The following is a 25,963-nucleotide window of genomic DNA, read 5'->3' on the forward strand; positions in this document are numbered from 1 at the left end:
TCGCCAGCATGGTGATCCGGCCCTCTATCCGGATCGCAATCTTGCGGTGCTATTTAGCCTATGTGACGTCAAGATGGCAAAGTGCCTGAATGACAATTGTAAAACATCAGGCACAATTATAAAGCAGCAGGCAGAACTCGTCTGCTCCAACAGCGAGATGGAACCATCATGCCGATCCTCAACCGCGCCGCCGAAATGCAAGACGAGGTCGCCGGCTGGCGTCGCCATCTGCACCGGACGCCAGAGCTGAATTTCGACGTCTTCAAGACCGCCGCCTTCGTCACCGAGAAGCTGAACGCCTTCGGTTGCGACGACGTGGTGACCGGGCTTGGCAAGACCGGCGTCGTCGGCATCATCCGCGGCCGCCTGGGCGAAGGCACGACCATCGGCCTGCGCGCCGACATGGACGCGCTGCCGCTCAATGAGATCACCGGCAAATCCTACGCCTCGACCGTTCCGGGCAAGATGCACGCTTGCGGCCATGACGGCCACACCGCGATGCTCTTGGGTGCTGCCAAATATCTCGCTGAGACGCGCAATTTCGCCGGTTCCGTCGCGGTGATCTTCCAGCCCGCCGAAGAAGGCGGCGGCGGCGGCAACGAAATGGTCAAGGACGGCATGATGGAGCGCTTCGGCATCTCCAAGGTGTTCGGAATGCACAACATGCCGGGCCTGCCAGTCGGCCAGTTTGCGATCAAGCCGGGCCCGATCATGGCGGCAACCGCCGAATTCACCATCACCGTCAAGGGCCGGGGCGGGCATGCGGCGATGCCGCACGGCACGATCGACCCGATCGTCATCACCAGCCAGCTCGTCGGCGCTCTGCAGACGATCGCCTCGCGCAGCACCGATCCGGTCGAGGCTGTCGTGGTGTCGGTGACAAAGTTCCACGCCGGCGACGCCTACAACGTCATCCCTGAGAGCGCCGAGATCGCCGGCACCGTGCGCACGCTGAAGAAGGAGGTCGCCAGGAAGGCCGAAGAGCGCGTGCGCGCCATCTGTGAGGGAGTGGGCGCGGCCTTCGGCGCGACGATCGAGGTCGACTACAATGCCAACTATCCCGTCACCTACAACCATGCGGAAGAGACAGTCTTTGCCAGTGACGTCGCGGCTGATATCGCCGGCGAGGCCCATGTGCACCGTGCCATTCAGCCGGTGATGGGCGGCGAGGACTTCTCCTACATGCTGGAGGCGCGGCCTGGCGCCTTTATCTTCATCGGCAATGGCGACACCGCCGGTCTGCACAACCCGGCCTACGACTTCAATGACGAGGTCATCCCGCACGGGATGAGCTATTGGGTGAAGCTGGCGGAGACGGCGCTGGCGGCCTGATGAATGTGCCTGAGCCCGTCCTTGCTTGACCTGAGGGTGCGCTGCTGCGATTTTGAGATGGCGACAAGGCCATCGAGCTCAGGACGTGGCGATGCTCCGATCGTCACTTCCGACCGGACGGCTTCCGCGCAAGACCGAAGGCAATGCCTAGCGCAATGCCGATCCCTATACCCGCAATGATGTTGTCCAACGCGACGCCGATTGCCACGCCGATTACAACGCCGAGTGTGATGTGTTTGGCATCTATCATGTCTGGTCATGTAGAGTGGAAGGGGAGAGCCGCAACCGCTGGTCATCCGCCGGCTACTAACCGATGTTGCCTGGATCGCTACGGGCCGCTCTTTGGGTCGTCGACCTTCAGCGCCTCCATGACGGGCGCCAGATCACTCTCTTCGGCCGGGTCCGTAGCCTGTGGCTGTTCGCCTGTCCGGGCCTTGTGCAGAGCTCTCTCGATGGCCTCTTCGATGTCGCCGATCTCGTCTTCGCGTACCTCGTGACCGTAGCCGGCCGCGTCGGCATCTTGCTCGAATTGCTGAGCCAGGACCGCCACGCTCACTTCGCTTTCAGCGGGCAGGTCGCCGACGTTCTCCTGGAGCCAAGTTTCAAAGAACTCTTTCGTGGCGCTCATGCGACATCTCCTTCGGCACACTAAAGCGCGTGGTGGTCCGAAGTTCCGCTATCCCCAGGTTTCTTTGCGATCCACTCGCAACCGACCGATCTGCGCCAAACCTGCCTCTTGGCGAAACGATCCGAAGCGGCTATGTGTCGGGCCGCGTGGTCCCGTAGCTCAGTAGGATAGAGCGGCAGATTCCTAATCTGTAGGTCACAGGTTCGATTCCTGTCGGGATCACCACTCAGTCACAGCAAAAACGGCCCAAATCAGCAGGCTCGGAATTCAGTTGACATATCCGTGGGTTAGCTAGGGATTTCTCCGACAATCGGGCAGAGCCGGCCGACTGGTCTCTGTTTCCGCAAAGAAAGTTTTTACGACCCGTCTCGGGAGACTCTTCGCGCTTAGGCTGATCTCCAGTGATTAAGCGTGCCTCATTTCCACGCCTCTGAATCCGGCATGCGACGTAATGACGGTAACATTGTGGGCCTGTGCCACGATGACAGCTTGTTCGGAGCTTGTTGCATCTCGCAGCTTTCCTACTCCGTTGTGCTAGCTTTTTTTCTGCGCCGATTGGTGTGCGACTGCGCCACAGCCATTTTCAACTCGGGTGTGATCTCCAACGGCGCATTCTCTGCTTCATGCGGGTTCTGCAGCCCCTGAACATGGACGGTCGGAAATGGGAGTTCGATACCCTGCTCCTTGAAGACTTGGCGCAGGCGTACATAGAATTTGCGTTTCATACCGAAGGCGCCTCCCGGTCTGGTTGTGGCCTTGACCCTCAATACGATGCCGTACTCGCCGAACTCCTGTACGCCCTGCATCTTGATCGGGTCGATCACCCAGTGTTTGAACTCGGGATCTTCCGCCAGTTCGAGGCCGATCCGCTTGATCAGCTTGCGAGCGAAGTCGATATCGGTGTCATAGCCGACGGTGATGTTGAATTTGTCGATAACCCAGTCACGGCTCTGGTTCTGGACTGCCCCGAGTTCACCGAAAGGTATTGTGAACAGCGGACCGCGATGGTGGCGCAGCTTCACCGAGCGCAGCGAAAAGCTTTCCACAGTACCCTTGTAATTGCCCGAGGAAATATATTCGCCGACACGAAACGCGTCATCGAGCAGAAAAAACACGCCTGAAATGACGTCCTTAACGACGGTTTGTGCGCCAAATCCCACAGCGACACCAACGACGCCAGCACCGGCGATCAGTGGACCGATCTGGATACCCATCGAGGCCAGCATCATCAGCACCGCCATCACGATGATCAATGCGAGCAGCATGTTCTGGAGGATCGGCAAGAGCGTGCGCAGCCGCGCCTGCTGCGGATCGAGGATCGGCACGTCCTCGTCGCTGATCACAGGGTGCGGTGTTTCAATGCCCAGCTTTCGTTCGATCAAGGCTTTGATGATCGACCAGCCGAAATCGGCTGCGAGGGCTATGACCACGACATTGATCAAGCCGCGCAATATGAACGCCGCGGTCGCATTGCTATCCTGCATGGATTGCATGTTCAGGCCCCAGACACGCGCGAGAAAGTAAGCCGCCGCCAGGATCAAAATCATTCGGATGCCGCGATCGATGACAGCGATCGTCACCGCCGGGATCGTAGGCCGGCCGGCATCTTCAGAACCCGGCCGCAGGACGAAATTAACCCCGCGCTGCGTCAGCACGATTGCCAAAGGCAGGAAGAATGCGGCGAAGGTAAACCAGAAGATTATATAAAGGCCGGCGTTGCGTTGCAGGAACAGAAGGACGAAATAAGCGGTCAACAACCATGTCGCTCCCGTGTGACCACTTTGGTCCCCGTCTCGCTGCGTTCTTGGCCGACGCCAAACGGCAAGCAGCAAGAGCAACAGCAGTACGAAATCGGCGCCCACTGCCAGGACCATCATTCCGTCCTGATCGATGCCGAGACCTGGCAAGAGGATAAACGCGGCGCCGAAGAAGGCGAAGACGCCGACGATCCGGGGTAGCCAATAGGACCAATGGTCAGCCGCTTCGTTGGTGATCGGCAAAGCACGAACCTCGACGGCGTTCTCGACGTTCATGAAGGAAGGGACGAGCATGGCCATGACGTACATGCGCACACCCCATGTAACGACTGCCGCCATCAGAAATGTCAGTACAATCTCGCGGATAAGCATTGGCCAGTCGAACAACATGAACGCGCCGGCGCTGCCCAACGCGAACGAGACGATCAGCATGCTGGAATAAAGCAGGCGGCCACCAATCTTCTTGGCTCGCCCGACGGGCGTATCTTTCGGTTGCGCGATAACCCAAAGACGAAATGGACGGGTGACTTTGTACGTTGTCCAAGTGAGCGCCAGGCCGGCAGCGATGAACATCGCAATCAGCATAAATACGCTAGCAGCCCCCTTGCTGGACATATCCTCCATGGTCTGTGCCCGAACGCGCGCGAACTGGCTTGGCAGCAGGGGCAAAGTTTGCACGATTTTTTCGATATGATGCCTGACCCGATCGAGCGTCGAGGACGCCATCGTATTCATCTGGCCTGATGCGGCCACGGCGCCGGACGATGCGTCGCTCGGCGAAGCTCCTGTCTCTGCAGGCGCTCCCGTTGAGCCGGTATCGTGATTTCGTTGTTCGGCCACCCAGGCCTTCACTGACGGATCGTCGAGAAGCTCGAACAGCTGTTTGACCCTTTCAGGAGGGGCGGTCGCCGGCGCCTGCGCATGTGCCGGACCGGCCAACAGGAGGACGACACCAAAGACGAGCGGCCCGGCAATCAGGACAAACATCGCCGTCAGATCTCCAAGACGTCGTGCCGGGCGCGCCAGATTCCTGGCTTCCAATCGTCGAATGGTGAGTGGCATTGTGCTGTTAACTTTCCGGTCAAATCGGCGAGCAACGACATCTATGTCCGTTGTTGCCCTACTTTGAAGAAACCGATGTTGCCCTGCAAGACGCCATCGTAGGGCATTCCGACGTCGGCCCAGGCCCCATAGAGGCACGGCGGGACCGACTCCGGGCCTTGCCCTCGACCTAATGGAAAATCTTGGAGCCGGGCAGGTGCGACATTCAGGGCTCGCACTTGTAGTAAATGACTGGCATCTCGGGAAATTGAGGATCGAAGCGCTCGAATGCGTCTTGTCGAGGACACGAAACGATACCGAAAAACTGCTGAACAGGATTGCATCCGAACAATTCAGCCGGACGGAGAAATGATCACCCTTTTTGACCGTTCATCGTCCATGCGCCCTGCAAAGCTTCCATGGAAGCAGCGGCGACATGACTGGCTCCCGCGGCCAGCGAGAAGACAGACGCGATTGCGAAAAAAGGTCTCCCGATCATGATCTCACCAGTCCCAACGCATTAAGTTTTCGATTAGCATTTCCAGTGTCCAAGCACGGCATTGCCTTCAGGAAGGAAAGATCACTTTCCAGCGGGCGCTACGATAGCCGTTTTGCATGGCCGAAGTGAGCGACAGTTGACCCAGAAGGTCTGTGACCTAGCTTAAAGTCGGAAGGGCCGACCAGAGCTGGAATTAGCGAACGATCCGCACCGTGTGGGAGAACTCACGGGACATTGAGGTACAGAGGTGCAAGTCGGCTTTCAGAGCCTGGACGACCTTGGCGGTCGACAATCGGCGGCTTCAAACGGAAGTCATCTGCGCCGGCATGTCTATCAGCGCGACAGGCGCTCCGCCATGCAACAACAATTGGATCATTTGGAGGGACCTCGAGGAAAGTGAAAGCTTTGACAGCGATCAAGGGCTTTAGTCAGCACCAAGGCAAGGGACAAAACACCGCTTCACGAGCTTGAGAGTACACACAACAACGCACGGGCACGGCAATGCCAGATCACCTTGCCGAAATTTACGCAAACTACGCAGCTCTCACCGTCCTGGGTGGGATAGCAACGCTCGCATCCGTGGGCGTCTATCTTGTGCTCCGGCATATCCTTATCGCTGTGCAACGGCGTCGCGGGGAACCAGATCAGGACCTGAGCGAAGGCATCTTCGATGCCCCCGAGGGGTCCTCTTGGGATTGGGAAAGTCCGGTCGACCTCGCGACCGAGCCTGCTTCTTCTTCTTCTTCTCAGCCTGCCGTCCCCTCCGACACGGCAGGCCTGGATGTTCGTCCTCAGGGTGCCAATTGCCTTCGGTTTGGGGTGCGAGTCGAGTATTTTGACGTGATCTCCGAACCTTGCGAGAGATCGTCGGTGAACCCGACTACCGCTTTCGCTTCCGCTACGGGCATACCACGATCCAGCCGATTTGCGACATTGATCAGGGAAATCGCTGATTATGTCTGCAGGCAGGTGGCGGCTAAACTTGCGGCTCCGAGTAATCCAATGTTGATGGCTTCGAGCCGTATGCTGACAGAACTCGTCGTCGCGAAACGTGGGAAGCAGATTTGCGGGTCAGCATGGGACCAATTGCGTCATATGGCTTTCCCGCTCGAGGTCGCTCAGTTGGCCAGTCCGGCGCGTCGCGGTTTCAAGGTTAAGGCTCAAAGCCCGACCGCCAAAACTGCGGCCTCCCCTCGCGTTGGAAGGCCGATCGGCCTTGTGTACCGCTTGGGCCTTGCCGCCATCTGTCTGGCCGTGCCGCTTGGCTATGCGATGACGAGACAAACCTGGGTCGAAAGCGGCCCCGCCATTTCGCTGGCTTCAGGCTATGTCTATCGAGACCGTTCGCGCCCCTTCGAGCTTCAGGCGAGTGCTGCACCAGACCAGCCAGCCCACGGAGACGAGCGCACGAGTGTCGAATTGCTCAGCCCGGAGCCTACGGCTACGCGAGCGCAATTGGGGGCAACTGGTGCTCAGGCAGCTGCTGTGAGGGAACCGGCCGGCCAGGAGCACCGGGTGACGGAAGGCGAGCGCGCCAGGAGCGCCGCTTTGCAGAGAGCGCTTCTCGAGTCGCACAAGCAGATCAATTCTCTGAGGACAAGCCTGGCAGCAGCCGACAAGGCACGCGAGGAACAGTTGCGCAACGAGCTTGAGGCAGCGCGCGCACTTGACGGATTGCGGCGCATTGCCAGAGATGCCCGCGAGCTGCTGCGCGAAGCCACCAACTATGTCCTTACGGAAATGCCGGCTGCTCATCTGGAGCGTCAGCGAACCGAACGGCTGACGCGCGATCTATCGCGAGCACGGGTACAGATTGAACAGCTTGAGGCCGAGGCCGCCGAGGATCGCGACAAGGCCAAGGCTTCGCTGGCGCAAGCGAACGGAAAGCTCGAAGACGAGCGCCGGAAATCAGAGGACCTTCGTGGCGATCTCGCCGGAATGAAACTGGCCAAGGCCGCGCTCGTGAAGCGCGCGGACGCGGCTGAGCAGGAACGAACCGGAGCAGTCGCAGCGAGAGAGCGTGCCGAGCAGACCGCAGCCGAGACAGCGCAGGCTCTGGCAGAAGAACGCGCTGCGGTATTCTCGGCCCATGAAGACCTCGACAAAGCTCGCCTCGAGCGCGACGCCGCCCGCGCACTTTTGGTACAGATCGCCAGGCTGAAGGAGGCGCTGGACAAACAGCGTGAAGCCGCTGTTTCCCTTGCCCGCGAACTGGCCGCAGCGCGCGCGGACAATGACAGGCTCAAGGCTGAACGTCGCAGCGCGCAGATGGAGCAGCCGCGGAAGCCGCGCGCTGGCCGCGCAGCAGCCGCTACCGGCCGGGTGAAGGCTGTCAGCCAGAAGACTGCACGCAGCAGGGTTCGCAACCCGTCGCGGGTTGCCCGGGTGCGTTCTATCCCGCTTCCCAATTCCCTCAGGCCAGATACCTGACGTTGGAATGAACGGACTGCGCAGTTCTCCTGTTGAACGCCAGGCTCCTTGAGATTACTGCGTTGCGCCCCTCTCGCAATACCTCCTGCTCTCGCCGGCGAGTGGCGCGATTCGCTATACCAGCCCGGTCACTCTGCCTTTCGCGTTCAATTCGCATTTGATCGGCGCCTGCCGCGTCTCCACTTTGCTTCGCCTTCCATAGTCGATGCTGACCTTGATGGGAGCCGAAATCATATCTGGGCTCAACTGACGTATGAAGCCTGCGCTGCTGACGCGCACACTGGTCGCGCCAAACGGAGCGGCGGCCACCTCGATTGCTTCGCGGCAGGCGCGAACGACTTCATTCGGGACGCCCGGCATCGCTTTGCCTGGACTGGCGGTTGATGGACTCTTGTCAGAAGGACGGAGCGCGGACGGGAGCCCGAGCGACTGTCCGGCCTCTACGGACAGGTCGACGTTGACGGCAGTGGCGGCCGCAGTGCTGGTCTCGTCCACGTCCACCGGTGTATCGCTAGGATTGGCGCCAACTCCTTTGCGGGCGCCACCTTTTCGGCCTTCACCGTGATGGCTGCCAGCACCATGGCCTCCGCCATTGTGGTTGCCAGCGCCATGGCCTCCGCCGTGCTGGCCGCCAGCGCCATGCCCTCCGCCGCTCTTGGCGCCAGCTGCAGTTCCTGCGCAAGCTACCGCGATAGCGCAAGCGAATGCGAAATATGTCCAATTGGATCTAGGGAATTGACGCACGACGGCCTCCATAAGCGCGTCGGTCCCACCGTCCTTCCGCGGCATGCAGTCAGAACGGCGCAACCGCCGTTGCCCCAGGCAAACTCACGACCAGGGCACCCACGGAAGTAAGTAGAGGATGATTCCGGTGTATCAAGAGCGCGGTACGTGGGGGTGGCCGGGATCAGCAGCGACTTCAGCAACGCATACTCCGCATGGCCGCCGTCGAATTCAGACCAGCGTGGCATCGGCCGCCGCCATGCTATTTCGGCCCCGGTCCACGGACACTCGGGCGATCAAGAAGGATGCGACCGACAGCATCGCGAGCATCCGCATCAGCGTCGTCATGCTTATAGCCGGTCTTGCGCGGTTGCGGCCGCGCCGATCAGATACACCGACCGGTTTTCGCGTCGAAGAGGTGGGCGCATGCGCGATCGATCTCGATCCGCACCGGCGCGCCCTGCTTGAGCGGCAGCCGTTCGCGGAAAAGGCGGGAGATTTCCTCGCCGGCGCAGTCGACCTTGGCAAAGATTTCCGAACCCTTGGCTTCCAGAAGCGTGACCGTGCCTGGCGTTCCCCCGGCGGTTGCACGGATATGTTCGGGGCGGATGCCATAGACAAGTTCGCGTCCTGCAGCATCAGCCGAGCGAACGTCTTCCGGCAGCGGCACGATCAGCCCGCCGGCGCTGCGGAACACGCCGTCCTCGATGCGCTATCATCAGGCTAACATGTTAGCCTGATGATAGCGGCGTCCTTTTCGAAACGACGCCCCCCCGTCGCGTCCGCGTAGATGTCGAGAACACGGGTGATGCTTCCGATCAGAAGGTCGTGCGCGAACGGTTTGACCCGGCCTTCTGCAACCTCGGCGTCGAGTTGCCCCAGATACTGGCTGATCAGAGGCCGGGGAATATCCTTCTCGCCCAACACATCCAGAAGCGTCTGTGTCGCGCGTTGCGCGTCCGGCGTCGGCCAGTAATAGCGGATGCGGTCGCTGAACGAAAAATGCCGCTGCACGCGCTGCTCGTCCGGCGTGCCGGGATAGTACTTCTGCCAATTGTCCGGCGCCGCCAGCATGATGCGTTCCATCGCGGCGGGCAGGCTTTCGCGCGAAGGGTCCGGCGCGAGCACATCGGCGATGTGGCTGAGCCCGTACAGCGCCTCGCGAAGCGCAAAGGTCAACCAGGGGCCGACCTTAAGGATGGCAAAACCGTCGCGAACGAGAGCGGTAAGCGCCTCTGTCGGCTGGTAGTCGGTCGAATGCGCCTCAAAAACGAACTGCGGCATGTGGTCGAGCACCGCCACCAGTCCCGCCGCCTTGTCCGGCGCATAAGAGACGACCTCAGTATTGCCGAACTCGACGCCGGGCTGGACGACGACGCCGATCGCTCGGGCAAAAGCGTCATCGAGGCCGGCGCGGGAAAACGCTCGAGCGTGAACCTCGACGGTGCGCAAGGCGTCGCTGGGCTCGGTCACATGTAGGTGGTCGAGCGCTTCCAGAGCGCCGCCCGGCACCGGCACTTCGGTGCCGATGATATAGACGGGCTTTTCGCCGCCGGCGCGCTCGACCGCCGCCTCGGCGATTTCAGCAAGTTCGGCCGCACGCTCGGCGATGGTTTCATCGGCAAGTGCGGCTGGATCGTCGGCGCAGGCCATGCTCGTGTCCAGATGCATCTTGGTGAAGCCGGCGCTCGCATAGGCCTCGATCATCGCCGCGGCGTTCTTCATGGCGGCGGCGGCAGCCATATGTTTCCACGGATTGGGTCCAAGATGATCGCCGCCGAGGATCAGGCGATCAATTGAAAAACCCGCCTTCTGCGCGTGCGCCTCGACGAAGCTGCGGAAGGCGGACGGCGTCATCCCGGTGTAGCCACCCTCGTGGTTGACCTGATTGCAGGTGGCCTCGATCAGCACATCCGCGTCCCACGCCGCGCCATGGCGCAGGGTGGCTTCGATCACCAGCGGATGCGCCGAGCAGACCGAGGCGATGCCGCTCCTCTCGCCGGCAGTGCGCCTGGCCGCAATATTCGCAAACCGGTGCGTCGCGGCACTCACTGTGTGTTCTTGCCTGTGGCGATGAAGGCCTCGACCGCTTCAAGCGGGAAAATGCCCTCCATCGGCCCCTTGCGGGTGACGGCGAGCGCTCCGCAGGCGTTGGCAATTCGCAATGCGTCTGCGGGAGCCGCCCCGCGCAACCAGAACGAGACGAAGGCAGCACCAAAGCAGTCGCCGGCACCCGTCGGATCGACCTCGTCGACGGCAAAGCCGGGTGAGGTGATTGTGCCCTGGCGATCATGATAGGTGGCGCCTGCGGCGCCTTTCTTCAGGACGATGCAGGACAGGCCACGGGCCAGCAATTCCTCGACCGCGCCCTTCTCGTCCCTGGCGGATGAAAACAGGAAGAGCTCCTCACCGCTCGGCAGGAAGATGTCGGCTCGCTCCAGCACATGGTCGAGCGCCGTGCGCATGCCGGAAGCCTGTATGATCTCCCGGCGGATGTTCGGATCGAAGGACACGGTTCCGCCGCTCGCCTTCACCGTCTCGATCGCCGACAAGGTCACCTCGATGGCGCGGTCGGAAAACAGCGACGAGCCCATGATATGGACGTGATCGGCACCGGCGAGCAGCTTTGTTGCCGCCCCGTCGGTCTCGATCAGGCCGGAGGCACTGTTACGGATGTTGAAGACGAAATGCCGGCTGGCGTCGGCCCGGTAGGTGACGAAGGCCGTACCCGTCGCATGGCCCCTGTGAACCGCAATCGCCGACACGTCGGCGCCCAGTGCCCGCAGCCGCTCGATATTCAGCCTGCCGAAATCATCGTCGCCGACGGCGCCGATAAGGCCGGCCGGCTGGCCGAGCGCCGCCGCCTGGCCTATGAAGATGGCGGGCGCTCCGGACGGGTAGGGTCCCAGCAGCGGACCAGGCTCAAGAAAGCTCTGACCGATCCGCTCGGCCATGATCTCGACGAGTATCTCGCCGGCACTGACCAGCTTTTTCATTCTGCGGAATTCCTCCCGGCGTTCGCCCGGCCTCGCTTAGGATAAGCCGCGCGAGCACGTTCCGGGTAATACGAATTTCGAATTCACCCACGGCAAGTGAATACGGCTTGTGCTTTTTCGCGTCAAATAATAAATTTACGCATGGAAACCGTTGAAATTCTGTGTAAAGTTTCGGCTTGCGGTTGCACGCTGGCGCGCCTTTGTAGGAACCGGGCAGCGCTGAGGAACGGCGCGAGGGACCACTGCCGATGACGCATAAGACGATGGAGGATTTCGCCCGCTCTTGCGGCGTTTCCAGGCCAACGCTGTCGAAATATTTTGATGATCCAACCAGTGTCAAGCCGGCGACACGGCAGCGGATCGAGGTTGCGCTGCGCGCGTCCGACTACCAGCCCAATCTCTTTGCGCGCAACCTGAACCGAAAGCGAACCCGTAGCATCGGCATCATGGTGCCGACGGTCGCCGATCCTTTCTATTCCGAGATGGTCAGCCGCATCGAACTCAGGCTGCGCGACGAGGGCTACTGGCCCATCGTGATCTCTTCGCACGGCTCGCGCGAGCTCGAAGTGGAAGCGACGCGAACCATTCTTTCGCTAAAAGTTTCCGGCGCGCTGATCGCGCCGCTCGGCCTGCGCTCGGACCATCGCACGTTGGAGAAGCTGACGCAGGCGATACCGATCGTCTATTTTGACAGCTATCTCGAGGGCGATACGCCATTTGTCGGCAACAACAATGCCCAGAGCGTTTCGACGATTGTCGATTATCTCTGCCGTTCCGGCGATCCCCCGGTCTATTTCGACATCCCGCATGTCAACCACAACTCGCCAGAACGAGTGAACAGCTATATCGCCACCATGCAGCGGCTCGGCCATGAGCCTGTCATCATCGGCAACACCGAAGATTATACGTGGGATTTCGAGCGGATCGGCTACGAGCAGACGGAAAAGATGCTCGATAACGGTGGCCTGCCGGGCAGGACTATCCTGTGCGCCAACGACCGTCTCGCCTTCGGCGTGATGGCCGCTGCCTACTCGCGAGGCCGCAAGGTCGGCCGCAAGGGCGATTGCGATCTGCGGGTCGCGGCCCATGACGATCATCCGCTGAGCCGCTATACCTGCCCTGCCCTCACCACAATGGCGCAGGACTTCGCTTCGATGGCGGGACGCAGCGTCGAGACGCTGCTGACCTTGCTGGACGAGGGCGACGCGGCGGTTGCCGCCAAGGTCAATCTCGACGCGACCCTGGTTATGCGTCAGTCGGCCTGAGTGTTAGCAATGGCTGGATCGAAGCCGCGCCATGCGGCAACCGCTGCGCCGACCGCTTGCCGCGCCGACGGACCATGGCGGCCCATCGAGACGAAGCCGTGGATCTGGCCGGGCCAGCGCCGCAGGACGACCGGCACACCGTCATCCAGCAGACGCTTGGCATAGGCCTCGCCTTCGTCGGCGAGAATGTCATGACCGGCGATTGCGACAAACGCCGGTGCTATGCCGGCAAGGCTTGCGGCCCTGAGCGGCGACACGCGCCAGTCGTCGATATCCCTGGCATCCCTGATATAGTGGTCGCAGAACCAGGCCATGGTCGCCGAAGTCAGGCCATAGCCGTCGGCGAAGCGGCGATAGCTGTCCGCCGCCTGCGACGCGTCCGTGTTCGGATAGAACAGCAGTTGCGCGGTCGGCGGGGTCTTGCCGCCGCGCGCAAGCAGGCAAAGCACGGCGGCGAGATTGCCGCCGGCGCTGTCGCCGGCGACAGCAATCCTTCTCGCGTCGATGCCGAGATCGCCCGCGCCATTTTGCATGAAGGAGAGTGCGGCTCGGCAATCTTCGATGGCGGCCGGAAATTTGTGCTCCGGCGCCAGCCGGTAGCCGAGAGAGACGACGACGCAGGCCGCCATGTTGGCAAGCCAGCGGCAAATCTCGTCATGGGAGTCGAGATTGCCGATCACCCAGCCGCCGCCATGCAGATAGAGCAGCGCAGGAGCACCCGTCGCGGTCGCTCCTTGCCCGCGATAAATCCTGAGCGTCAGCGGACCGCCGGGCCCGGCAATGGCGCGCTCGGTCAGCGAAGCGACCGGTTCGCGCTCGCCTTGCAGTTCGGGAAAGCTCAGATCATAGGCGCGGCGCGCCTCTTCGGGCGTGCCGCTTTCGAACGGCGGGGCTGCCGCTTCTCGCCCAAGGTCGAGTACATGCCGGGCCTCTGGATCGAGCAAGGGCGAGAGCGCTGTCGTCATTGTAAGCCCTCCTGTATCAGGCAAGCAGGCTGGCCGCTTCGTCTTCCTGGAGGAGCGGCGGCTGATCGACCGTTGCGTTGACTGCGACCGACTCGCGGCTCTCCCCCGATACGAGGATCGCCTCCATGATCTCCAGCACATGGAGGGCAAGATCGCCTGACGCCCGGAGCTTTTTGCCCGTCGCGAGCGCCCGCGCAAGATCGGCGACGCCCAGCATGCGGTAATTGGCGCGGTCTGGCGCGGCGAAGGGCCAATTGCGCGCACCGTAAAGCTCGCTCTCGCTGGCAAAGTCGGCCCAGTCGGCGCCCCGCTCCGACAGTGAGACGGTGCCGCCGAACGTGTCCGGATCGGGCAGCCTGAGCGAGCCTTCGGTCCCATGCAGTTCGATTGGGTGGTTGGAGTGCCTGAAAACATCCCACGAGGCACCGAAAGTGATGGTGGCGCCCGAGCGGAACTCCAGCAGCGACAGGACGTTGGTCGGCGTGCCGACCTTGAAACTGGTATTCTTGTACGGGCCTTCGGCGGTGATCAGACGCTCTTCCTGGCCTCGCGTCGCCATCGCCATCACGCGAGCCACCGGTCCGAGCAAATTGACCAGCATCGTAAGGTAGTAGGGACCCATGTCGAAGACCGGGCCGCCGCCCGGCTGATAGTAGAATTGCGGATTGGGATGCCAGTGCTCCATACCGCGGCCCATCATGAAGGCGGTGCCGGTCACCGCGCCGCCGATCGCGCCCTCGTCCATCAGGCGGCGTGCTCGCCGTCCGGCAGCACCGAGGAAAGTATCGGGGGCCGAGCCGAGCAGCAGCCGGCGCCCCGCCGCCTCGGCGACAAGGCGGCGGCCGTCTCTAGCCGAGGTCGCCAGCGGCTTTTCGGTGAAGACATGCTTTCCCGCCGAAAGCGCCGAAAACGAAACGTCGAAATGCGCCGCCGGAATGGTCAGGTTGAGGACGAGGTCGATCTCCGGGTCGGCCAGAAGCGCGTCGACGCTGAGAGCCCGGATGCCGTATTCGCTGGCGCGCAGAGCCGCCATGTCGGGCGAGATGTCGGCGCAGGCGCGCAGCTCGACCTCGCCGAACAGAGCCGCATTGCGCAAATAAGTCATCGAGATATTGCCGCACCCGACAACGCCGATGCCGAGTTTAGCTGTTGATTTTCCTGGCATTTTCTATTTCACCTCCCAACGTCGCGATAGTCCGGCTGAACCCTTACACCAGCAACGGATCATATTCGGAAGCCGCTATACAGGATTTTAAATATTGACGCGCGTAAAATTTTTATGGAACATGCGGAAATGCTGGCTGGGAGGCTGCCAGCGCAAGGAGGAGAAAATGACTGACATCAAAAAAGGGCCGGTCTCCGGCTCGAAGCCGGTTGCGCATGTGACGATCACCGACCGCCGGCAGTTCCTCATTGGAAGCGCCGGACTGCTGGGTGCGGCGACACTTGGGCTCGGTACTGGACTGGGCGTTCGCCGGGCTCGCGCGCAGTCACGCGCCGAAATCAGCTTTGCCAGCGCCGCCTTCTTCGGCAAGGAAACCTTCGGCGACCTGATCAAGGCCTTCAACGAATCGCAGGACCGCGTTCTGGTCAAGAACATCGAGCTGCCGCCGCCGAGTTCCTCGACGGAGGTCTACCAGGGCCTCGTCCAGCAACTCGCCCGGCGCACCGGTACGCCCGACGTGTTCAGCCAGGATGTGATCTGGATCGCCGGCTTTGCCGCCGCTGGCTGGGCACTGCCGCTCGACGAGTACTTTCCGGCGGACAAGCGCAGCGCCTACTTCTCCGGAACCCTCAACGCCTGCACCTATGACGGCAAGCTGACCGCCCTTCCCTGGTTCATGGATTCGGGCATGTTCTACTACCGCAAGGACGTGCTGGAGAAGCATGGCGGCAAGGTGCCGGAAAACTGGGCCGACATGGCAACCATCGCCGCCGCCGCGCAGAAGGCCGGCGATGTCGATTTCGGCTATCTCTGGCAAGGCAAGCAGGCCGAGGTTCTGGTCTGCGATGCGGTCGAGATCATTACCTCCAACAACGGCGCGATCCTTGCGCCTGACGGCACGTCGTCGCTGATCAACCAGAAGGCGGCGGTCGACGCGATCCAGTTCCTGCACGATACCATCAACAAGACCAAGATCAGTCCGCAGGACGTGCTGTCCTGGGACGAAGAGCCTTCGCGCCAGCCGTTCACCTCGGGCAAGGCGATGTTCATGCGCAACTGGTCCTATGTCTATCCGATCGCCCAGGACGCCAAGGCCTCCCAGGTGGTCGACAAGGTCGGTGTCGCGCCGCTGCCGTCTTTCCCCGGCGGCAAGAGCTCGGCCTGTCTCGGCGGCTACCAGCTCGGCGTCAACGCCAATTCGAAGCAGCGCGAAGCCGCGATCGAGTTGCTGACCTGGCTGTCGTCGACCGAAATCCAGCATCGCATCGCCCTAAACTTCGGCCTCGCGCCAACGCGCCCGGCACTGTTCCAGGACGACAAGATCAAGACCGAACAGCCGTTCATGGCGAGCCTCGAAAAAGTATTCACCGGCGCCACAGCCCGTCCGATCACACCCGAATATGCGAAGGTGACGCTCGCCTTGCAGTCGGGCATCTCCAAGGCGTTGGTGTCGGGCAATGTCCAGGCCGAGATGGACGCGCTAGCCACGCAAATCAACACGATCGTCGGCTGAACCAATGTCCGCAGCGGCCACTGTTTCTGGCATTGGCCGGCCGCGGCTTGGCAAGGCGCTTCCCAGCGCGCTCTGGGCCTTGCTCCTGCTGACGCCGGCCTTCGTGTCCCTGGCGTCGGTTTCGTTCTACCCGATTATCAACGGGCTCTATCTCTCGCTCACCAACACCTCGCTGATCACCCAGGAGAACGAATTCTCGGGTTTCTCCAACTATGTGCAGCTCTGGGGCGACGCCCAATTCTGGAATGCCTGGTGGCACACAATGTGGTTCACCACGGCTTCTACGATACTGGAGACCGTCATCGGGCTCGGCATGGCGCTCATCCTGTGCGAAGCCTTCAAGGGACGCGGCCTCGTGCGCGCGGCCATGCTGGTTCCCTGGGCGATGCCCACCGTCGTCACCTCCAAAATGTTCGGCTGGCTGTTCGATGGCCAGAACGGCATTATCAACTACATCCTTCTGCATGCCGGGCTGATCGACCAGAAGATCAACTGGTACGGCTCTCCCGACACCGCGATGACTACCATCATCATCGCCGATGTCTGGAAGACGACGCCGTTCATGGCGCTCCTGCTTTTGACCGGGCTGCAGACGGTGCCCAATTCACTGATCGAGGCGGCGCGCATGGATGGTGCGAAAGGCTGGATCACCTTCTGGTACATCCGCCTGCCGCTGCTCATGCCGACCTTGCTGATTGCCGGCCTGTTTCGCGCGCTCGACGCCTTTCGCGTCTTCGACCTCGTCTATGTGCTGACCGGCGGCGGTCCGGCCGATTCGACCGAGACGCTGTCGACACTCTCCTACAAGGTGCTCTTCTCGACGCTGCAATTCGGCTATGGCTCCGCCGTTTCGACAGCCATGTTCGTCACCGAAGGCCTCATAGCGCTGGTCTTCTGTCTTTATCTCATCAGGCAGATCAGGAGGGCGCAATGAACGACACGCGCTCACCGCTGCAGACGATCGCGATCTATTTCGGCGCCCTGCTGATCCTGGTCTGGTCCGGCGGCCCGTTCATTTGGCAGTTCTCGACCTCGTTCCAGCTCGACAAGGCGCTCACGTCGGGCTCGCCATCGCTGATCCCCGATCCCTTTACGCTCGAGCACTACTACAACGCCTTCGTCGAGAAAGAGCTTCACCGCTATGTCTGGAACTCGCTGGTGGTCTCGCTGGCGACGACGTTCCTGTGCCTCTTCGTCGGGTCGCTGGCCGCCTTCGCGCTGTCCAGGCTCAACGTCAAGGGCCGCTTCGGCATCCTGATGGTCATCCTTTCAGTGTCGATGTTTCCGCAGATTGCGCTGGTCGGGCCGCTCTATCTGGTGGCGACCAATCTCGGCCTGCTCGATACCTACACGGCGCTGATCATCACCTACCTTGCGCTCGGCCTGCCGCTCGTCACCTGGGTGCTGTTCGGCTATTTCGAGACGCTGCCGCGCGAGATCGACGAAGCGGCGCGCATGGACGGCGTCAGTATTCCCGGACTGCTCTGGCACATCATCCTGCCAATGTCGCTGCCGAGCCTGGTGACCACTGGCCTGCTCGCCTTCATCACTGCCTGGAACGAATTCCTGTTCGCCCTCGCCTTCACCTCCAACATCGATCGCCAGACGATCCCCGTCGGCATCGCCAATTTCACCAACCAATATTACGTGCCCTGGGGCGACATCGCCGCAGCTTCGGCCGTCGTCACCGTTCCTTTGATCGTGCTGGTGCTGTTCTTCCAGCGCCACATCATCGAAGGGCTGACCCAAGGTGGCATCAAAGAATGAGCGGCATCAAGGAATGAAAGGATGATCGTGAAAGACCTGAAAGTCGGCTGCCAGACCTTTACCTGGGAAATGCTCGGGGACCGCTTTGCCGGCGGTCCGGACGACCTCATCAAGGCGATCGCCGATGGCGGCTATGCCGGCATCGAGATCACCGACACGATGATCGGCCGCTATGCCGGCAAGTCGGCGGAATTCGCCGCCGCGCTGAAGTCGGCTGGCCTCACCCTGGTTTCCTTCGCCTTCGGCTCGGAAAGCGGCTTCACGCTGAAGGAGAAGATCGGCGCCGACCTCGATACCGCGAAACGCTGGATCGATTTTGCCGCTGCCTTTCCAGGCGCGCTGGTGTCGATGGGCTCGGCCACCGTCGTGTCCGACGGCCCGCGCGACGACAAATTCACTATTGCGGCAGAGGTCTACAACAAGGCCGGCGAACTCGGCCGCGAGGCCGGCGTCGATGTCGCCGTTCATCCCAGTTCCCATCACAACACGCTGCTGTTCGACCGCGCCGACTATGACCGTATTTTCGCGCTGATCGATCCATCGCTGGTCGGCTGGGTGCCCGACACCGGTCACATCTTGCGCGGCCACGCGGATATGGCCGACACGCTCACCACCTACCGCGACCGCATCCGCTATATCCACCTGAAGGACGTCGATGCCAGCGGCACATGGGCGATGCTCGGCAAGGGCGTCTGCGACACGGCAAAGGTGATCGAGATCGCCAGTGCCGCGCCACATTTCAACGGCTGGCTGGTGCTGGAAGAGGAATCCGAGACCGCCGCCACCGATCCGGCAGCCGCGGTCAAGACCAACCGCCAGACCATGCGCGGCTACGGCGCGTGAGGACACGATCATGATCCGGAAGCAAGACCGTCGCCTTCGTGTCGGTGTGCTCGGCTGCGGGCCGATCGCGCAGTTCGCCCATCTGGAATCCTGCGTAAAGGCAGCCAATGCCGATCTCTATGCGATCTGCGATGCCGCACCCGACCTGCTGGCGCGCATGGGCGCGACCTATCAGCCTGAGAAGATGTATGCCGATTACGACGAGATGCTCGCCGACCCGCAACTGGAGGCGGTGATCGTCGCCACCTCGGACGCCTATCACGTTCCGATGTCGATCAAGGCGCTGGAGGCCGGCAAACACGTGTTGTGCGAAAAGCCGATCGGCGTCTCGGTCGAGGAAGGTGAGATGCTCGCCGATGCGGTCAAACGCTCCGGCAAGGTGCTGCAGGTCGGCCATATGAAGCGCTTCGATCCGGCGCTGGAGGCGGCGCGCGATTTCGTCCGCGACGAGATGGGCGAAATCCTGGCGCTGAAGGCCTGGTATTGCGATTCCACCCATCGCTACACCAACACCGACGCGGTGCAGCCGCTGCCGGTCACCAGCAAGCTGGCGAAGAAGCCGGGCGGCAATCCGAAGGCCGACCTCAGGCAATATTTCATGCTGGCGCACGGCTCGCATCTCATCGACACGGCGCGCTTCCTGTGCGGCGAGATTACCGCCGTACGCGCGCGGCTCAATGAGCGGTTCGGCGCCTATTGCTGGTTCGTCGAGACGGAGTTCGCCAACGGCGCGCTCGGCCATCTCGACCTGACCGTAGCCGTCCGCATGGACTGGCACGAGGGTTTTCAGCTCTATGGGGAAAACGGCTCGGTGATCGCGAAGACTTTCAATCCCTGGTATTTCCGGGCGAGCGAGGTCGATATCTTTCACGAGAAGGATGCGACATCGCGAAAGCCGCTCGGCGCAGACGGGCATTTCTTCAGGCGCCAGCTCGAAGGGCTCGCCGAGACAGTCCTTGACGGCAAGCCGATGCGCGGCGCCAATGTCGAGGACGGCCTCGCCTCGATCCGCGCCATGGTGGCGATCGCCCGCTCGGTCGAAACTGGTGATCGCGTCGAGATCGCTTCCGTCACGGGAGCGGTCTGATGCAGATAGGGGTGTTCGCCAAGACCTTCCCGGGTAGCGAGCCGACCGGCGTGCTGGCGGCGGTCAGCGACGCGGGATTTGCCGTCACCCAGTTGAACCTGGCCTGCGCCGGCTTGCCGTCGATGCCGGATGCGGTCCCTGACGACTCCATCAGCGCCATCGCGACTGCGTCTAAGGCTTCCGGTGTCGCCCTGGTGGCACTGTCCGGAACCTATAATATGGCCCATCCTGACAGAGCGGTGCGCGATGACGGCCTGCGCCGGCTTGCGGCTGTAATCGAGGCCTCGGCAGCGCTTTCCATTCCACTCGTCACGCTCTGCACGGGTACACGCAACCGCGATGACCAATGGACATACCACCCCGACAATACCGATCCCTCGGCATGGGCCGACATGGCAAGCGAGATGGAAAAGGCGCTTGATCTCGCCGAACGTCACGGTATCGACCTCGGCATCGAGCCCGAACAGGCCAACATCGTCACCTCGGCCGAAGACGCTATGCGTCTCATTGCCGAGATGGGGTCGAAGCGCCTGCGCATCGTGCTCGATCCGGCAAACCTGTTCGAGCAAGCCAACGCGGAGCAAGCCCGCGCCATCGTGGCTGCCGCTGTCGAACGCACAGCCGGCCATGTCGCCATGGCGCACGCCAAGGACCGCTTCGCCGATGGCCACTTTGCCACCGCCGGCCGTGGCGTCGTCGACTTTCCGGATTTCGTCGCCCGCTTGAAAGCATCAGGCTTTGATGGGCCGCTGGTGACGCACGGACTTTCGGCCAAAGAAGCGCCCGGGGTTGCCCGCTTCCTCAAGGAGTTGGCTTGATGGCACGCCCGACCACCTTGGTCCGTGATGACGCCACGCTGCGCGTTTCCGATACGGGCGACGGGCTGGCGGTCGTGTTCCAGCACGGATTGGGCGGCAGCGAGGCGCAGGTCGCCCAGGCCTTCCCCGCCGGCGCCGGCCTCCGGCGCCTCACCCTGGAATGCCGCGGGCATGGTGCCTCCGGGCTCGGCGGTCGCCGCCCGTTTGCCCTTGGTATGTTCGCCGACGATGTCCTGGCCGCCGCGGATCAAGCCGGCCTCGAGCGTTTCGTCGCCGGCGGCATTTCGATGGGCGCCGCGATCGCCTTGCGCCTTGCCTGCCGGCACCCGGACCGCGTGGCCGGCCTACTGCTCGTGCGCCCCGCCTGGATTTTCGGCAGCGCGCCGGCAAACATGCAACCGAACGCCGAGGTCGCCAGCCTCATCCTCGGTCACGGCCCCGACAAGGCAAGAACGATCTTCGCGCAATCGCGGACAGCCGCGCGCCTCAAGCGTGAGGCGCCCGACAATCTCGCATCGCTGTTGGGTTTTTTCGACCGGCCCAATGCCGCGACATTCGCGGAGGTTCTCGCCGACATCGCCGCCGACGGTCCGGGCGTTTCTGAAGGCGACGTAGCCGGCCTTGGCATTCCGACGCTGGTCGTCGGCAATGCCATGGATGCGGTGCATCCCTTGTCGGCTGCCCACAAATTAGCCGCCACCATTCCTGGCGCGACCTTTGCCGAAATCCCTGCCAAAGCGCTCGACAGCGCCAGGCATTTCGCCGAGCTGCAGGTCGAGATCACGGCCTTTCTTCACGCCCACGCCAATTTCCGGAGCCTTATTCCCTCATGACGACCAAATCCCTATCCGGCCCCGCCGCTATCGCCGCCCTGCCGCGCAACCGGCTGCTCGGCGAATTTTCCTTGTGGTCGGCCGATCTCGCCAATATGGAACGCGACCTGAAGCGCATAGAACCTCATGTCGACCTGCATCACATCGATGTCGCCGATGCCCGCTTCACCCCCGGCTTCCTGTTCTTCCCAGACCTGGTCGCGCGGATCGCCGGGCTGACGACAAAGCCGATCCATGTGCATCTGATGGTCGAAGCCGAGATCGTCGAGGAGCAGACGCGCCAGTTCATCGAGGCCGGTGCCGACCTGATCAGCGTCCATGCCGAAAACGGCGAGGCCGGCCTGCGCGCCGCTCGGCTGGCGCATGAGCTCGGCGCCGAGGCCGGCGTGGTGCTCAGGCTGGAGACGCCGGTCGCGGCGGTCACGCCATTCCTGTCGCAAGTGGCGTTCGTGACGCTGCTCGGCACCTCCATTGGCGTCAAAGGCCAGAGCCTTTCCGAGCAGGCCTGCGCCCGTTTGATCGAGGCACGCGCGCTCATGAAAAAGGCAGGACGCGAAGCCGACATCATCCTGGCCGCCGATGGCGGCATCCGCCACGAGACGGTGCCGCGCCTGCGCGCCGCAGGCGCCGAGACCGTGGTGCTGGGATCGCTGGCTTTCGGCGACCCCGACCTTGCCCAGCGCATGGCCTGGCTGCACGGGTTGAAGGTCGCTGCCTGATGACAAAACTCGCGCTTGCCTTCGATCTCGGCGGCACGGAGCTGCGCGGCGCGCTGGTCGAGCGCGGCGGCCGCGTTGCCGCCCGTGTTTCGGCGCCAACGATGGCGGGTGCGGGATCGGAAGCCGTGATCGGCCAGATTATTGCCCTAGCTGGAACCCTGCTGGCGGAGCACCCGCAGGCAAAGGTCGCCGGCATCGGCATGTGTGCGCCGGGACCGCTCGATCCCAAAGCGGGGATCGTCATCGGGCCGCCGACCCTGGCAGGCTGGCACGACGTGCCGTTGATCGACATTCTCGGCCGCCAATTCGGCCTGCCGGTGCGGCTGGAGAACGACGCCAATGCGGCGGCTCTCGGCGAATGGCGCCTGGGCGCCGGCCGTGGCAGCGGCTCCCTGGTGTTCGTCACCGTGTCGACCGGCATTGGCGGCGGCGTGGTTGCCGACGGCCATATCTATCACGGCCGGCGCGGTCTGGCGGCCGAGATCGGCCACATGACCATCACCGGCGAAGGCGACCGCTGTTTCTGCGGCGCCGTCGGCTGCTTCGAGGCCGTCGCATCGGGCACCGCGCTCGGACGCCGTGCCACGCGGCTGACCGCACCAGGCGACGGCTCCCTGCTTCGGCGCTTCTCCGGCGATGGCGACGTCTCGGCTAGGCACGTCGTCGAGGCCGCGCGCGCCGGCGATGTCAGTGCGCTCGAACTGATCGAGGCGGAAGCCAGGTGGCTCGGCATCGGCTTCACCAACCTGCTTCATCTCTATTCGCCGGACCTGATCGTCATGGGCGGCGGCCTCGCCAATGGCTTCGACCTGCTGGCGCCAGAGATCCGGGCCACCATCGAGCAGCGGGCGATGCCGGCCTATCGCGACGTGCCGATCGTGCCGGCGGAGCTCGGCGACCGGGCCGGGCTGATCGGCGCGGCAAGTCTTATCCTGTGGGAGGGGGAACCGGGCGCGCCGCTAGCGATCGCGCAAGACGAAGACAATGGCGCGAGCAAGCGTGCCAGGGAGGCAAGCCATGGCTGAACTCAAGCTGCGCGGCGCGCGCAAATCCTACGGATCCGTCGAGGTTATCAAGGGCCTTGACCTCGACGTCGAGGACCGCGAATTCGTTGTCTTCGTGGGCCCGTCCGGCTGCGGCAAGTCTACACTGCTGCGCATGGTCGCCGGCCTGGAAAAGATCACTGCCGGCGACTTGATGATCGATGGCGTGCGCGCCAACGACATCGATCCGTCCGAGCGGGGACTGGCCATGGTGTTCCAGTCCTACGCGCTCTACCCGCACATGACGGTGGCCGAGAATATGGGCTTTGCGCTGAAGATCGCCGGCGTCTCCGCTGCCGAAAAGGAGCGCAAGGTGCGAGAGGCCGCCGAGGTGCTGCAGCTTACGCATCTCCTCGACCGGCGGCCGAAGGCGCTTTCGGGCGGCCAGCGCCAGCGTGTCGCCATCGGCCGCGCTATCGTGCGCAACCCCAAAATTTTCCTGTTCGATGAGCCGCTGTCCAATCTCGATGCCGCCTTGCGGGTGAGCATGCGGCTGGAGCTTATGCGGCTGCACGAGCAACTCAATGCGACGATGATCTATGTCACCCATGACCAGACCGAGGCCATGACCATGGCCGACAAGATCGTCGTTCTGAACGGCGGCTCGATCGAACAAGTCGGCTCGCCGCTCGATCTCTATAACAAGCCGGCAAACATCTTCGTCGCCGGCTTCATCGGTTCGCCGAAGATGAACCTTTTGCGGCTGAAAGTAGCTTCGGTTGGATCCGAAGGCGTCTCCGTGAGCTTGCCCGGCGGACAGACTTTGACCGTGCCGGTTGAAGCGGGTGCGGTCAAGGCCGGCGACGAACTGCTGCTCGGGATGCGGCCGGAGCATCTGCGCATCTCTGCCGATGGCCGCTTCAAAGGACAAGCCGCGTTGGCGGAGCGGCTGGGCAGCCTGACCATCCTACATGTTGAGGTCACGCCCGACATCACGCTGGTGGTGCAAACCGAAGGCGGTGATACGACACCGCTGCACAGCCCGATCGCGCTCGACGTCGCTCCGTCTCTTTGCCACCTGTTTCGCACGGATGGACCGGCGCTGACGCCTTTGCATTCCGTGTGAGCCGCCCCTTTCTAGCGAGTTTGATGTGCTGCACCGCAGCACATCAAAAGCCGCTGCACACCATTTTAAATCTTGACGCGTGTTAAATTTTTCTAAAACATGCGGAAATGCTGATCTGTATCGATCGGCACTCTGGGAGGAGAAATGCCTGATACGAAAAGTGGCCTGACCCAGGCCCAGAATCTGCGAGCCATGTGGCAATCGCCGATCGGTCGCCGGCCCACCGTCGCAACCGCCGCGCCAGCCATTGCCGCGCGCCGCACAGGCATTCCAGTCGTCGAGAAGCAAGCCGGATTCAACACAACCAACAATTAGGAGGAGGAAGAACATGCGCATGTTCAATTGCCTGACGCTTGGCGCAGGTCTGTTTGCAACCGCGATTTCAATGCCGACCCATGCCGAAGACGCGGCGAAGGTCGCGGCCATCGTCAAGGGCCTCGACAATCCCTTCTTCCAGTACATGCACCAGGGCATCGAAGAGCAGGCCAAGGCCGACGGCGTTGGCGTAACCGTCCAGGCGGCCGCCAATATGGGCGACGCCACCGGGCAGGCCGATCGCCTGACCGCCATGGCCATGCAGGATTTCGATTGCTACCTGGTCAATCCGATCAGTGTTTCCAACCTCGTCCAGGCGCTGGTTCCGGTCGCTCAGAAGAAGAAGCCGATCGTCAACATCGACAGCACCATCGACGCCGAGCAGGCCAAGGCGGCCGGCTTTGCCATCTCGACCTATATCGGCACCGACAATGTGGCCGCCGGCGTGCTGGCCGGCGAGGAGATGCTGAAGCTGGTTCCTGCAGGCTCCAAGGTCGCGCTCGTGGCCGGCATCGTTGGCGACGTCGGCTCGAACGCCCGCATCAAGGGCTTCAAGCAGGCGGTCGAAGGCAAGCTCGAAGTCGTGGTGATGGTCAGCGCCGACTGGGACCGCGAGAAGGCCCTGACCGCGGCCACCGATATCCTAGCCGCGCATCCCGATCTCGCCGGCTTCTTCGCCGCCAACGACATCATGGCGCTCGGCGTACAGCGCGCCGTCCAGACCTCGGGCAAGGACGTCAAGGTGATCGGCCTTGACGGCATCGTCGATGCGCTGAAATCGGTTGCATCAGGCGAACTCTCCGCCACCGTCGCCCAATATCCCTATGTCGTCGGCGCCATGGGCGTGGAGGCCTGCAAGGCGGCGGCCATGGGCAAGGAACTGCCCGCCAACGTGCCGGCGCCGGTGTTGCTGATCAACAAGGACAATGCCGAAGCCTCGTTGAAGAATTTCCCGCGCCCAGGCGGCGACTATCCCGATCCTTTCCGCGAGATGTTGAAGTGAACACGCCTGAACAAAACGCGCCCGTGCATTCCGCGGGCGCGGCGGGGGGGGGGGCGCCCCCCCCCGGGGGGGGGGGCGGGGGGGGGGGGGGGGGGCGGGGCCGGGGGGGGCGCGGGGCGCGCGGGGGGGGGGGGGGGGGGGGGGGGGGGGCGGGG

24 protein-coding genes and 1 tRNA gene are annotated in these 25,963 nt (G+C 62.6%); 16 read left to right on the forward strand and 9 right to left on the reverse strand.

What is annotated here, in order from left to right; all coding sequences use genetic code 11:
- Positions 1-168 precede the first annotated feature (168 nt).
- A complete protein-coding gene (locus tag AC0L26_RS09195; protein ID WP_473632253.1) occupies positions 169-1,332 on the forward strand; it encodes a M20 aminoacylase family protein in 1,164 nt (387 codons plus the stop codon).
- 103 nt (positions 1,333-1,435) lie between these two features.
- On the opposite strand, the gene AC0L26_RS09200 is transcribed toward AC0L26_RS09195, so the two are convergent.
- Both AC0L26_RS09200 and AC0L26_RS09205 read right to left on the reverse strand, forming a co-directional pair.
- Complete coding sequence (locus AC0L26_RS09200) at positions 1,436-1,582, reverse strand: glycine zipper domain-containing protein (protein WP_164547102.1); 147 nt, start codon at positions 1,580-1,582, stop codon at positions 1,436-1,438.
- A 78-nt stretch (positions 1,583-1,660) separates the two neighbouring features.
- Positions 1,661-1,960, reverse strand: a complete 300-nt coding sequence (locus AC0L26_RS09205; RefSeq protein ID WP_473632254.1) for a hypothetical protein — start codon at positions 1,958-1,960, stop codon at positions 1,661-1,663.
- Between the two features lie 148 nt (positions 1,961-2,108).
- On the opposite strand from AC0L26_RS09205, the gene AC0L26_RS09210 reads away from it, so the two are divergent.
- Positions 2,109-2,185: transfer RNA gene (locus tag AC0L26_RS09210), tRNA-Arg, on the forward strand.
- Between the two features lie 296 nt (positions 2,186-2,481).
- Here the strand turns inward: AC0L26_RS09210 and AC0L26_RS09215 are convergent.
- Positions 2,482-4,917 carry a mechanosensitive ion channel family protein gene (locus AC0L26_RS09215; RefSeq protein ID WP_473632255.1) on the reverse strand — a complete coding sequence of 812 codons (2,436 nt, stop codon included), beginning with the start codon at positions 4,915-4,917 and terminating at the stop codon, positions 2,482-2,484.
- A gap of 841 nt (positions 4,918-5,758) precedes the next feature.
- Here AC0L26_RS09215 and AC0L26_RS09220 point away from each other — a divergent pair.
- Positions 5,759-7,687 carry a hypothetical protein gene (locus AC0L26_RS09220; protein ID WP_473632256.1) on the forward strand — a complete coding sequence of 643 codons (1,929 nt, stop codon included), beginning with the start codon at positions 5,759-5,761 and terminating at the stop codon, positions 7,685-7,687.
- Positions 7,688-7,801: 114 nt separating this feature from the next.
- Here AC0L26_RS09220 and AC0L26_RS09225 read toward each other — a convergent pair whose 3' ends face one another.
- The 4 genes from AC0L26_RS09225 to AC0L26_RS09240 form a co-directional block, all read right to left on the reverse strand.
- A complete protein-coding gene (locus AC0L26_RS09225) occupies positions 7,802-8,182 on the reverse strand; it encodes a hypothetical protein (RefSeq protein WP_473632257.1) in 381 nt (126 codons plus the stop codon).
- 613 nt (positions 8,183-8,795) lie between these two features.
- Positions 8,796-9,107, reverse strand: coding sequence for a TOBE domain-containing protein (locus AC0L26_RS09230; RefSeq protein ID WP_473632258.1), 312 nt, complete (start codon positions 9,105-9,107; stop codon positions 8,796-8,798).
- A gap of 26 nt (positions 9,108-9,133) precedes the next feature.
- Entirely contained in the window at positions 9,134-10,462 is a 1,329-nt protein-coding gene (locus tag AC0L26_RS09235) for a D-tagatose-bisphosphate aldolase, class II, non-catalytic subunit (protein WP_473632259.1), read from the reverse strand.
- The gene (locus tag AC0L26_RS09240) at positions 10,459-11,406 is read right to left on the reverse strand and encodes a sugar kinase (RefSeq protein ID WP_473632260.1); all 948 of its coding nucleotides are present in this window, start codon (positions 11,404-11,406) and stop codon (positions 10,459-10,461) included. The genes AC0L26_RS09235 and AC0L26_RS09240 overlap by 4 nt, the downstream gene beginning before the upstream one ends.
- Positions 11,407-11,654: 248 nt before the next feature.
- Here AC0L26_RS09240 and AC0L26_RS09245 point away from each other — a divergent pair, with 248 nt between their 5' ends.
- Positions 11,655-12,671 carry a LacI family DNA-binding transcriptional regulator gene (locus AC0L26_RS09245; RefSeq protein ID WP_473632261.1) on the forward strand — a complete coding sequence of 339 codons (1,017 nt, stop codon included), beginning with the start codon at positions 11,655-11,657 and terminating at the stop codon, positions 12,669-12,671.
- On the opposite strand, the gene AC0L26_RS09250 is transcribed toward AC0L26_RS09245, so the two are convergent.
- Both AC0L26_RS09250 and AC0L26_RS09255 read right to left on the reverse strand, forming a co-directional pair.
- Positions 12,659-13,636: an alpha/beta hydrolase gene (locus AC0L26_RS09250; protein WP_473632262.1), complete on the reverse strand. Its 978-nt coding sequence runs from the start codon at positions 13,634-13,636 to the stop codon at positions 12,659-12,661. The genes AC0L26_RS09245 and AC0L26_RS09250 overlap by 13 nt on opposite strands.
- A 16-nt stretch (positions 13,637-13,652) precedes the next feature.
- Positions 13,653-14,801, reverse strand: a complete 1,149-nt coding sequence (locus AC0L26_RS09255; RefSeq protein ID WP_473632263.1) for a Gfo/Idh/MocA family protein — start codon at positions 14,799-14,801, stop codon at positions 13,653-13,655.
- Positions 14,802-14,967: 166 nt separating this feature from the next.
- On the opposite strand from AC0L26_RS09255, the gene AC0L26_RS09260 reads away from it, so the two are divergent.
- The 12 genes from AC0L26_RS09260 to AC0L26_RS09315 all read left to right on the forward strand — a co-directional run bounded on the left by AC0L26_RS09260 (position 14,968) and on the right by AC0L26_RS09315 (position 25,808).
- Entirely contained in the window at positions 14,968-16,314 is a 1,347-nt protein-coding gene (locus AC0L26_RS09260; RefSeq protein WP_473632264.1) for an ABC transporter substrate-binding protein, read from the forward strand.
- A 4-nt stretch (positions 16,315-16,318) separates the two neighbouring features.
- Positions 16,319-17,248, forward strand: coding sequence for a carbohydrate ABC transporter permease (locus AC0L26_RS09265; RefSeq protein ID WP_473632265.1), 930 nt, complete (start codon positions 16,319-16,321; stop codon positions 17,246-17,248).
- Positions 17,245-18,081, forward strand: coding sequence for a carbohydrate ABC transporter permease (locus AC0L26_RS09270; RefSeq protein ID WP_473632266.1), 837 nt, complete (start codon positions 17,245-17,247; stop codon positions 18,079-18,081). Before AC0L26_RS09265 ends, AC0L26_RS09270 begins: the two co-directional genes overlap by 4 nt.
- A gap of 21 nt (positions 18,082-18,102) precedes the next feature.
- Positions 18,103-18,924: a sugar phosphate isomerase/epimerase family protein gene (locus tag AC0L26_RS09275; protein WP_473632267.1), complete on the forward strand. Its 822-nt coding sequence runs from the start codon at positions 18,103-18,105 to the stop codon at positions 18,922-18,924.
- A 10-nt stretch (positions 18,925-18,934) separates the two neighbouring features.
- Positions 18,935-20,011 (forward strand): Gfo/Idh/MocA family protein, encoded by a 1,077-nt coding sequence (locus AC0L26_RS09280; RefSeq protein ID WP_473632268.1) that lies wholly within the window; start codon positions 18,935-18,937, stop codon positions 20,009-20,011.
- Entirely contained in the window at positions 20,011-20,829 is an 819-nt protein-coding gene (locus tag AC0L26_RS09285; protein ID WP_473632269.1) for a sugar phosphate isomerase/epimerase family protein, read from the forward strand. Before AC0L26_RS09280 ends, AC0L26_RS09285 begins: the two co-directional genes overlap by 1 nt.
- Positions 20,829-21,662 carry an alpha/beta fold hydrolase gene (locus AC0L26_RS09290; protein ID WP_473632270.1) on the forward strand — a complete coding sequence of 278 codons (834 nt, stop codon included), beginning with the start codon at positions 20,829-20,831 and terminating at the stop codon, positions 21,660-21,662. The genes AC0L26_RS09285 and AC0L26_RS09290 overlap by 1 nt, the downstream gene beginning before the upstream one ends.
- The gene (locus AC0L26_RS09295; RefSeq protein WP_473632271.1) at positions 21,659-22,381 is read left to right on the forward strand and encodes a ribulose-phosphate 3-epimerase; all 723 of its coding nucleotides are present in this window, start codon (positions 21,659-21,661) and stop codon (positions 22,379-22,381) included. The genes AC0L26_RS09290 and AC0L26_RS09295 overlap by 4 nt, the downstream gene beginning before the upstream one ends.
- Positions 22,381-23,406 carry an ROK family protein gene (locus AC0L26_RS09300; RefSeq protein ID WP_352938242.1) on the forward strand — a complete coding sequence of 342 codons (1,026 nt, stop codon included), beginning with the start codon at positions 22,381-22,383 and terminating at the stop codon, positions 23,404-23,406. Before AC0L26_RS09295 ends, AC0L26_RS09300 begins: the two co-directional genes overlap by 1 nt.
- Positions 23,399-24,490 (forward strand): ABC transporter ATP-binding protein, encoded by a 1,092-nt coding sequence (locus AC0L26_RS09305; protein ID WP_473632272.1) that lies wholly within the window; start codon positions 23,399-23,401, stop codon positions 24,488-24,490. Before AC0L26_RS09300 ends, AC0L26_RS09305 begins: the two co-directional genes overlap by 8 nt.
- A gap of 144 nt (positions 24,491-24,634) precedes the next feature.
- Complete coding sequence (locus AC0L26_RS09310; protein ID WP_473632273.1) at positions 24,635-24,805, forward strand: hypothetical protein; 171 nt, start codon at positions 24,635-24,637, stop codon at positions 24,803-24,805.
- A 13-nt stretch (positions 24,806-24,818) separates the two neighbouring features.
- On the forward strand, positions 24,819-25,808 hold the full coding sequence (locus tag AC0L26_RS09315) for a sugar ABC transporter substrate-binding protein (RefSeq protein ID WP_473632274.1): 990 nt from the start codon (positions 24,819-24,821) through the stop codon (positions 25,806-25,808).
- The last annotated feature ends 155 nt before the right edge of the window (positions 25,809-25,963 follow it).

Source organism: Mesorhizobium sp. WSM4823 (genome assembly GCF_055811195.1).

What these genes read in the sequence shown, in the direction of transcription:
- AC0L26_RS09240 (WP_473632260.1), bottom strand. Translation starts at nt 11,406, where the DNA reads ATGAAAAAGCTGGTCAGTGCCGGCGAGATACTCGTCGAGATCATGGCC.
- AC0L26_RS09290 (WP_473632270.1), top strand. Translation starts at nt 20,829, where the DNA reads ATGGCACGCCCGACCACCTTGGTCCGTGATGACGCCACGCTGCGCGTT.
- AC0L26_RS09265 (WP_473632265.1), top strand. Translation starts at nt 16,319, where the DNA reads ATGTCCGCAGCGGCCACTGTTTCTGGCATTGGCCGGCCGCGGCTTGGC.
- AC0L26_RS09270 (WP_473632266.1), top strand. Translation starts at nt 17,245, where the DNA reads ATGAACGACACGCGCTCACCGCTGCAGACGATCGCGATCTATTTCGGC.
- AC0L26_RS09195 (WP_473632253.1), top strand. Translation starts at nt 169, where the DNA reads ATGCCGATCCTCAACCGCGCCGCCGAAATGCAAGACGAGGTCGCCGGC.
- AC0L26_RS09200 (WP_164547102.1), bottom strand. Translation starts at nt 1,582, where the DNA reads ATGATAGATGCCAAACACATCACACTCGGCGTTGTAATCGGCGTGGCA.
- AC0L26_RS09285 (WP_473632269.1), top strand. Translation starts at nt 20,011, where the DNA reads ATGCAGATAGGGGTGTTCGCCAAGACCTTCCCGGGTAGCGAGCCGACC.
- AC0L26_RS09275 (WP_473632267.1), top strand. Translation starts at nt 18,103, where the DNA reads ATGATCGTGAAAGACCTGAAAGTCGGCTGCCAGACCTTTACCTGGGAA.
- AC0L26_RS09315 (WP_473632274.1), top strand. Translation starts at nt 24,819, where the DNA reads ATGCGCATGTTCAATTGCCTGACGCTTGGCGCAGGTCTGTTTGCAACC.
- AC0L26_RS09250 (WP_473632262.1), bottom strand. Translation starts at nt 13,636, where the DNA reads ATGACGACAGCGCTCTCGCCCTTGCTCGATCCAGAGGCCCGGCATGTA.
- AC0L26_RS09305 (WP_473632272.1), top strand. Translation starts at nt 23,399, where the DNA reads ATGGCTGAACTCAAGCTGCGCGGCGCGCGCAAATCCTACGGATCCGTC.
- AC0L26_RS09260 (WP_473632264.1), top strand. Translation starts at nt 14,968, where the DNA reads ATGACTGACATCAAAAAAGGGCCGGTCTCCGGCTCGAAGCCGGTTGCG.
- AC0L26_RS09310 (WP_473632273.1), top strand. Translation starts at nt 24,635, where the DNA reads ATGCCTGATACGAAAAGTGGCCTGACCCAGGCCCAGAATCTGCGAGCC.
- AC0L26_RS09295 (WP_473632271.1), top strand. Translation starts at nt 21,659, where the DNA reads ATGACGACCAAATCCCTATCCGGCCCCGCCGCTATCGCCGCCCTGCCG.
- AC0L26_RS09205 (WP_473632254.1), bottom strand. Translation starts at nt 1,960, where the DNA reads ATGAGCGCCACGAAAGAGTTCTTTGAAACTTGGCTCCAGGAGAACGTC.
- AC0L26_RS09280 (WP_473632268.1), top strand. Translation starts at nt 18,935, where the DNA reads ATGATCCGGAAGCAAGACCGTCGCCTTCGTGTCGGTGTGCTCGGCTGC.
- AC0L26_RS09300 (WP_352938242.1), top strand. Translation starts at nt 22,381, where the DNA reads ATGACAAAACTCGCGCTTGCCTTCGATCTCGGCGGCACGGAGCTGCGC.
- AC0L26_RS09255 (WP_473632263.1), bottom strand. Translation starts at nt 14,801, where the DNA reads ATGCCAGGAAAATCAACAGCTAAACTCGGCATCGGCGTTGTCGGGTGC.
- AC0L26_RS09245 (WP_473632261.1), top strand. Translation starts at nt 11,655, where the DNA reads ATGACGCATAAGACGATGGAGGATTTCGCCCGCTCTTGCGGCGTTTCC.
- AC0L26_RS09220 (WP_473632256.1), top strand. Translation starts at nt 5,759, where the DNA reads ATGCCAGATCACCTTGCCGAAATTTACGCAAACTACGCAGCTCTCACC.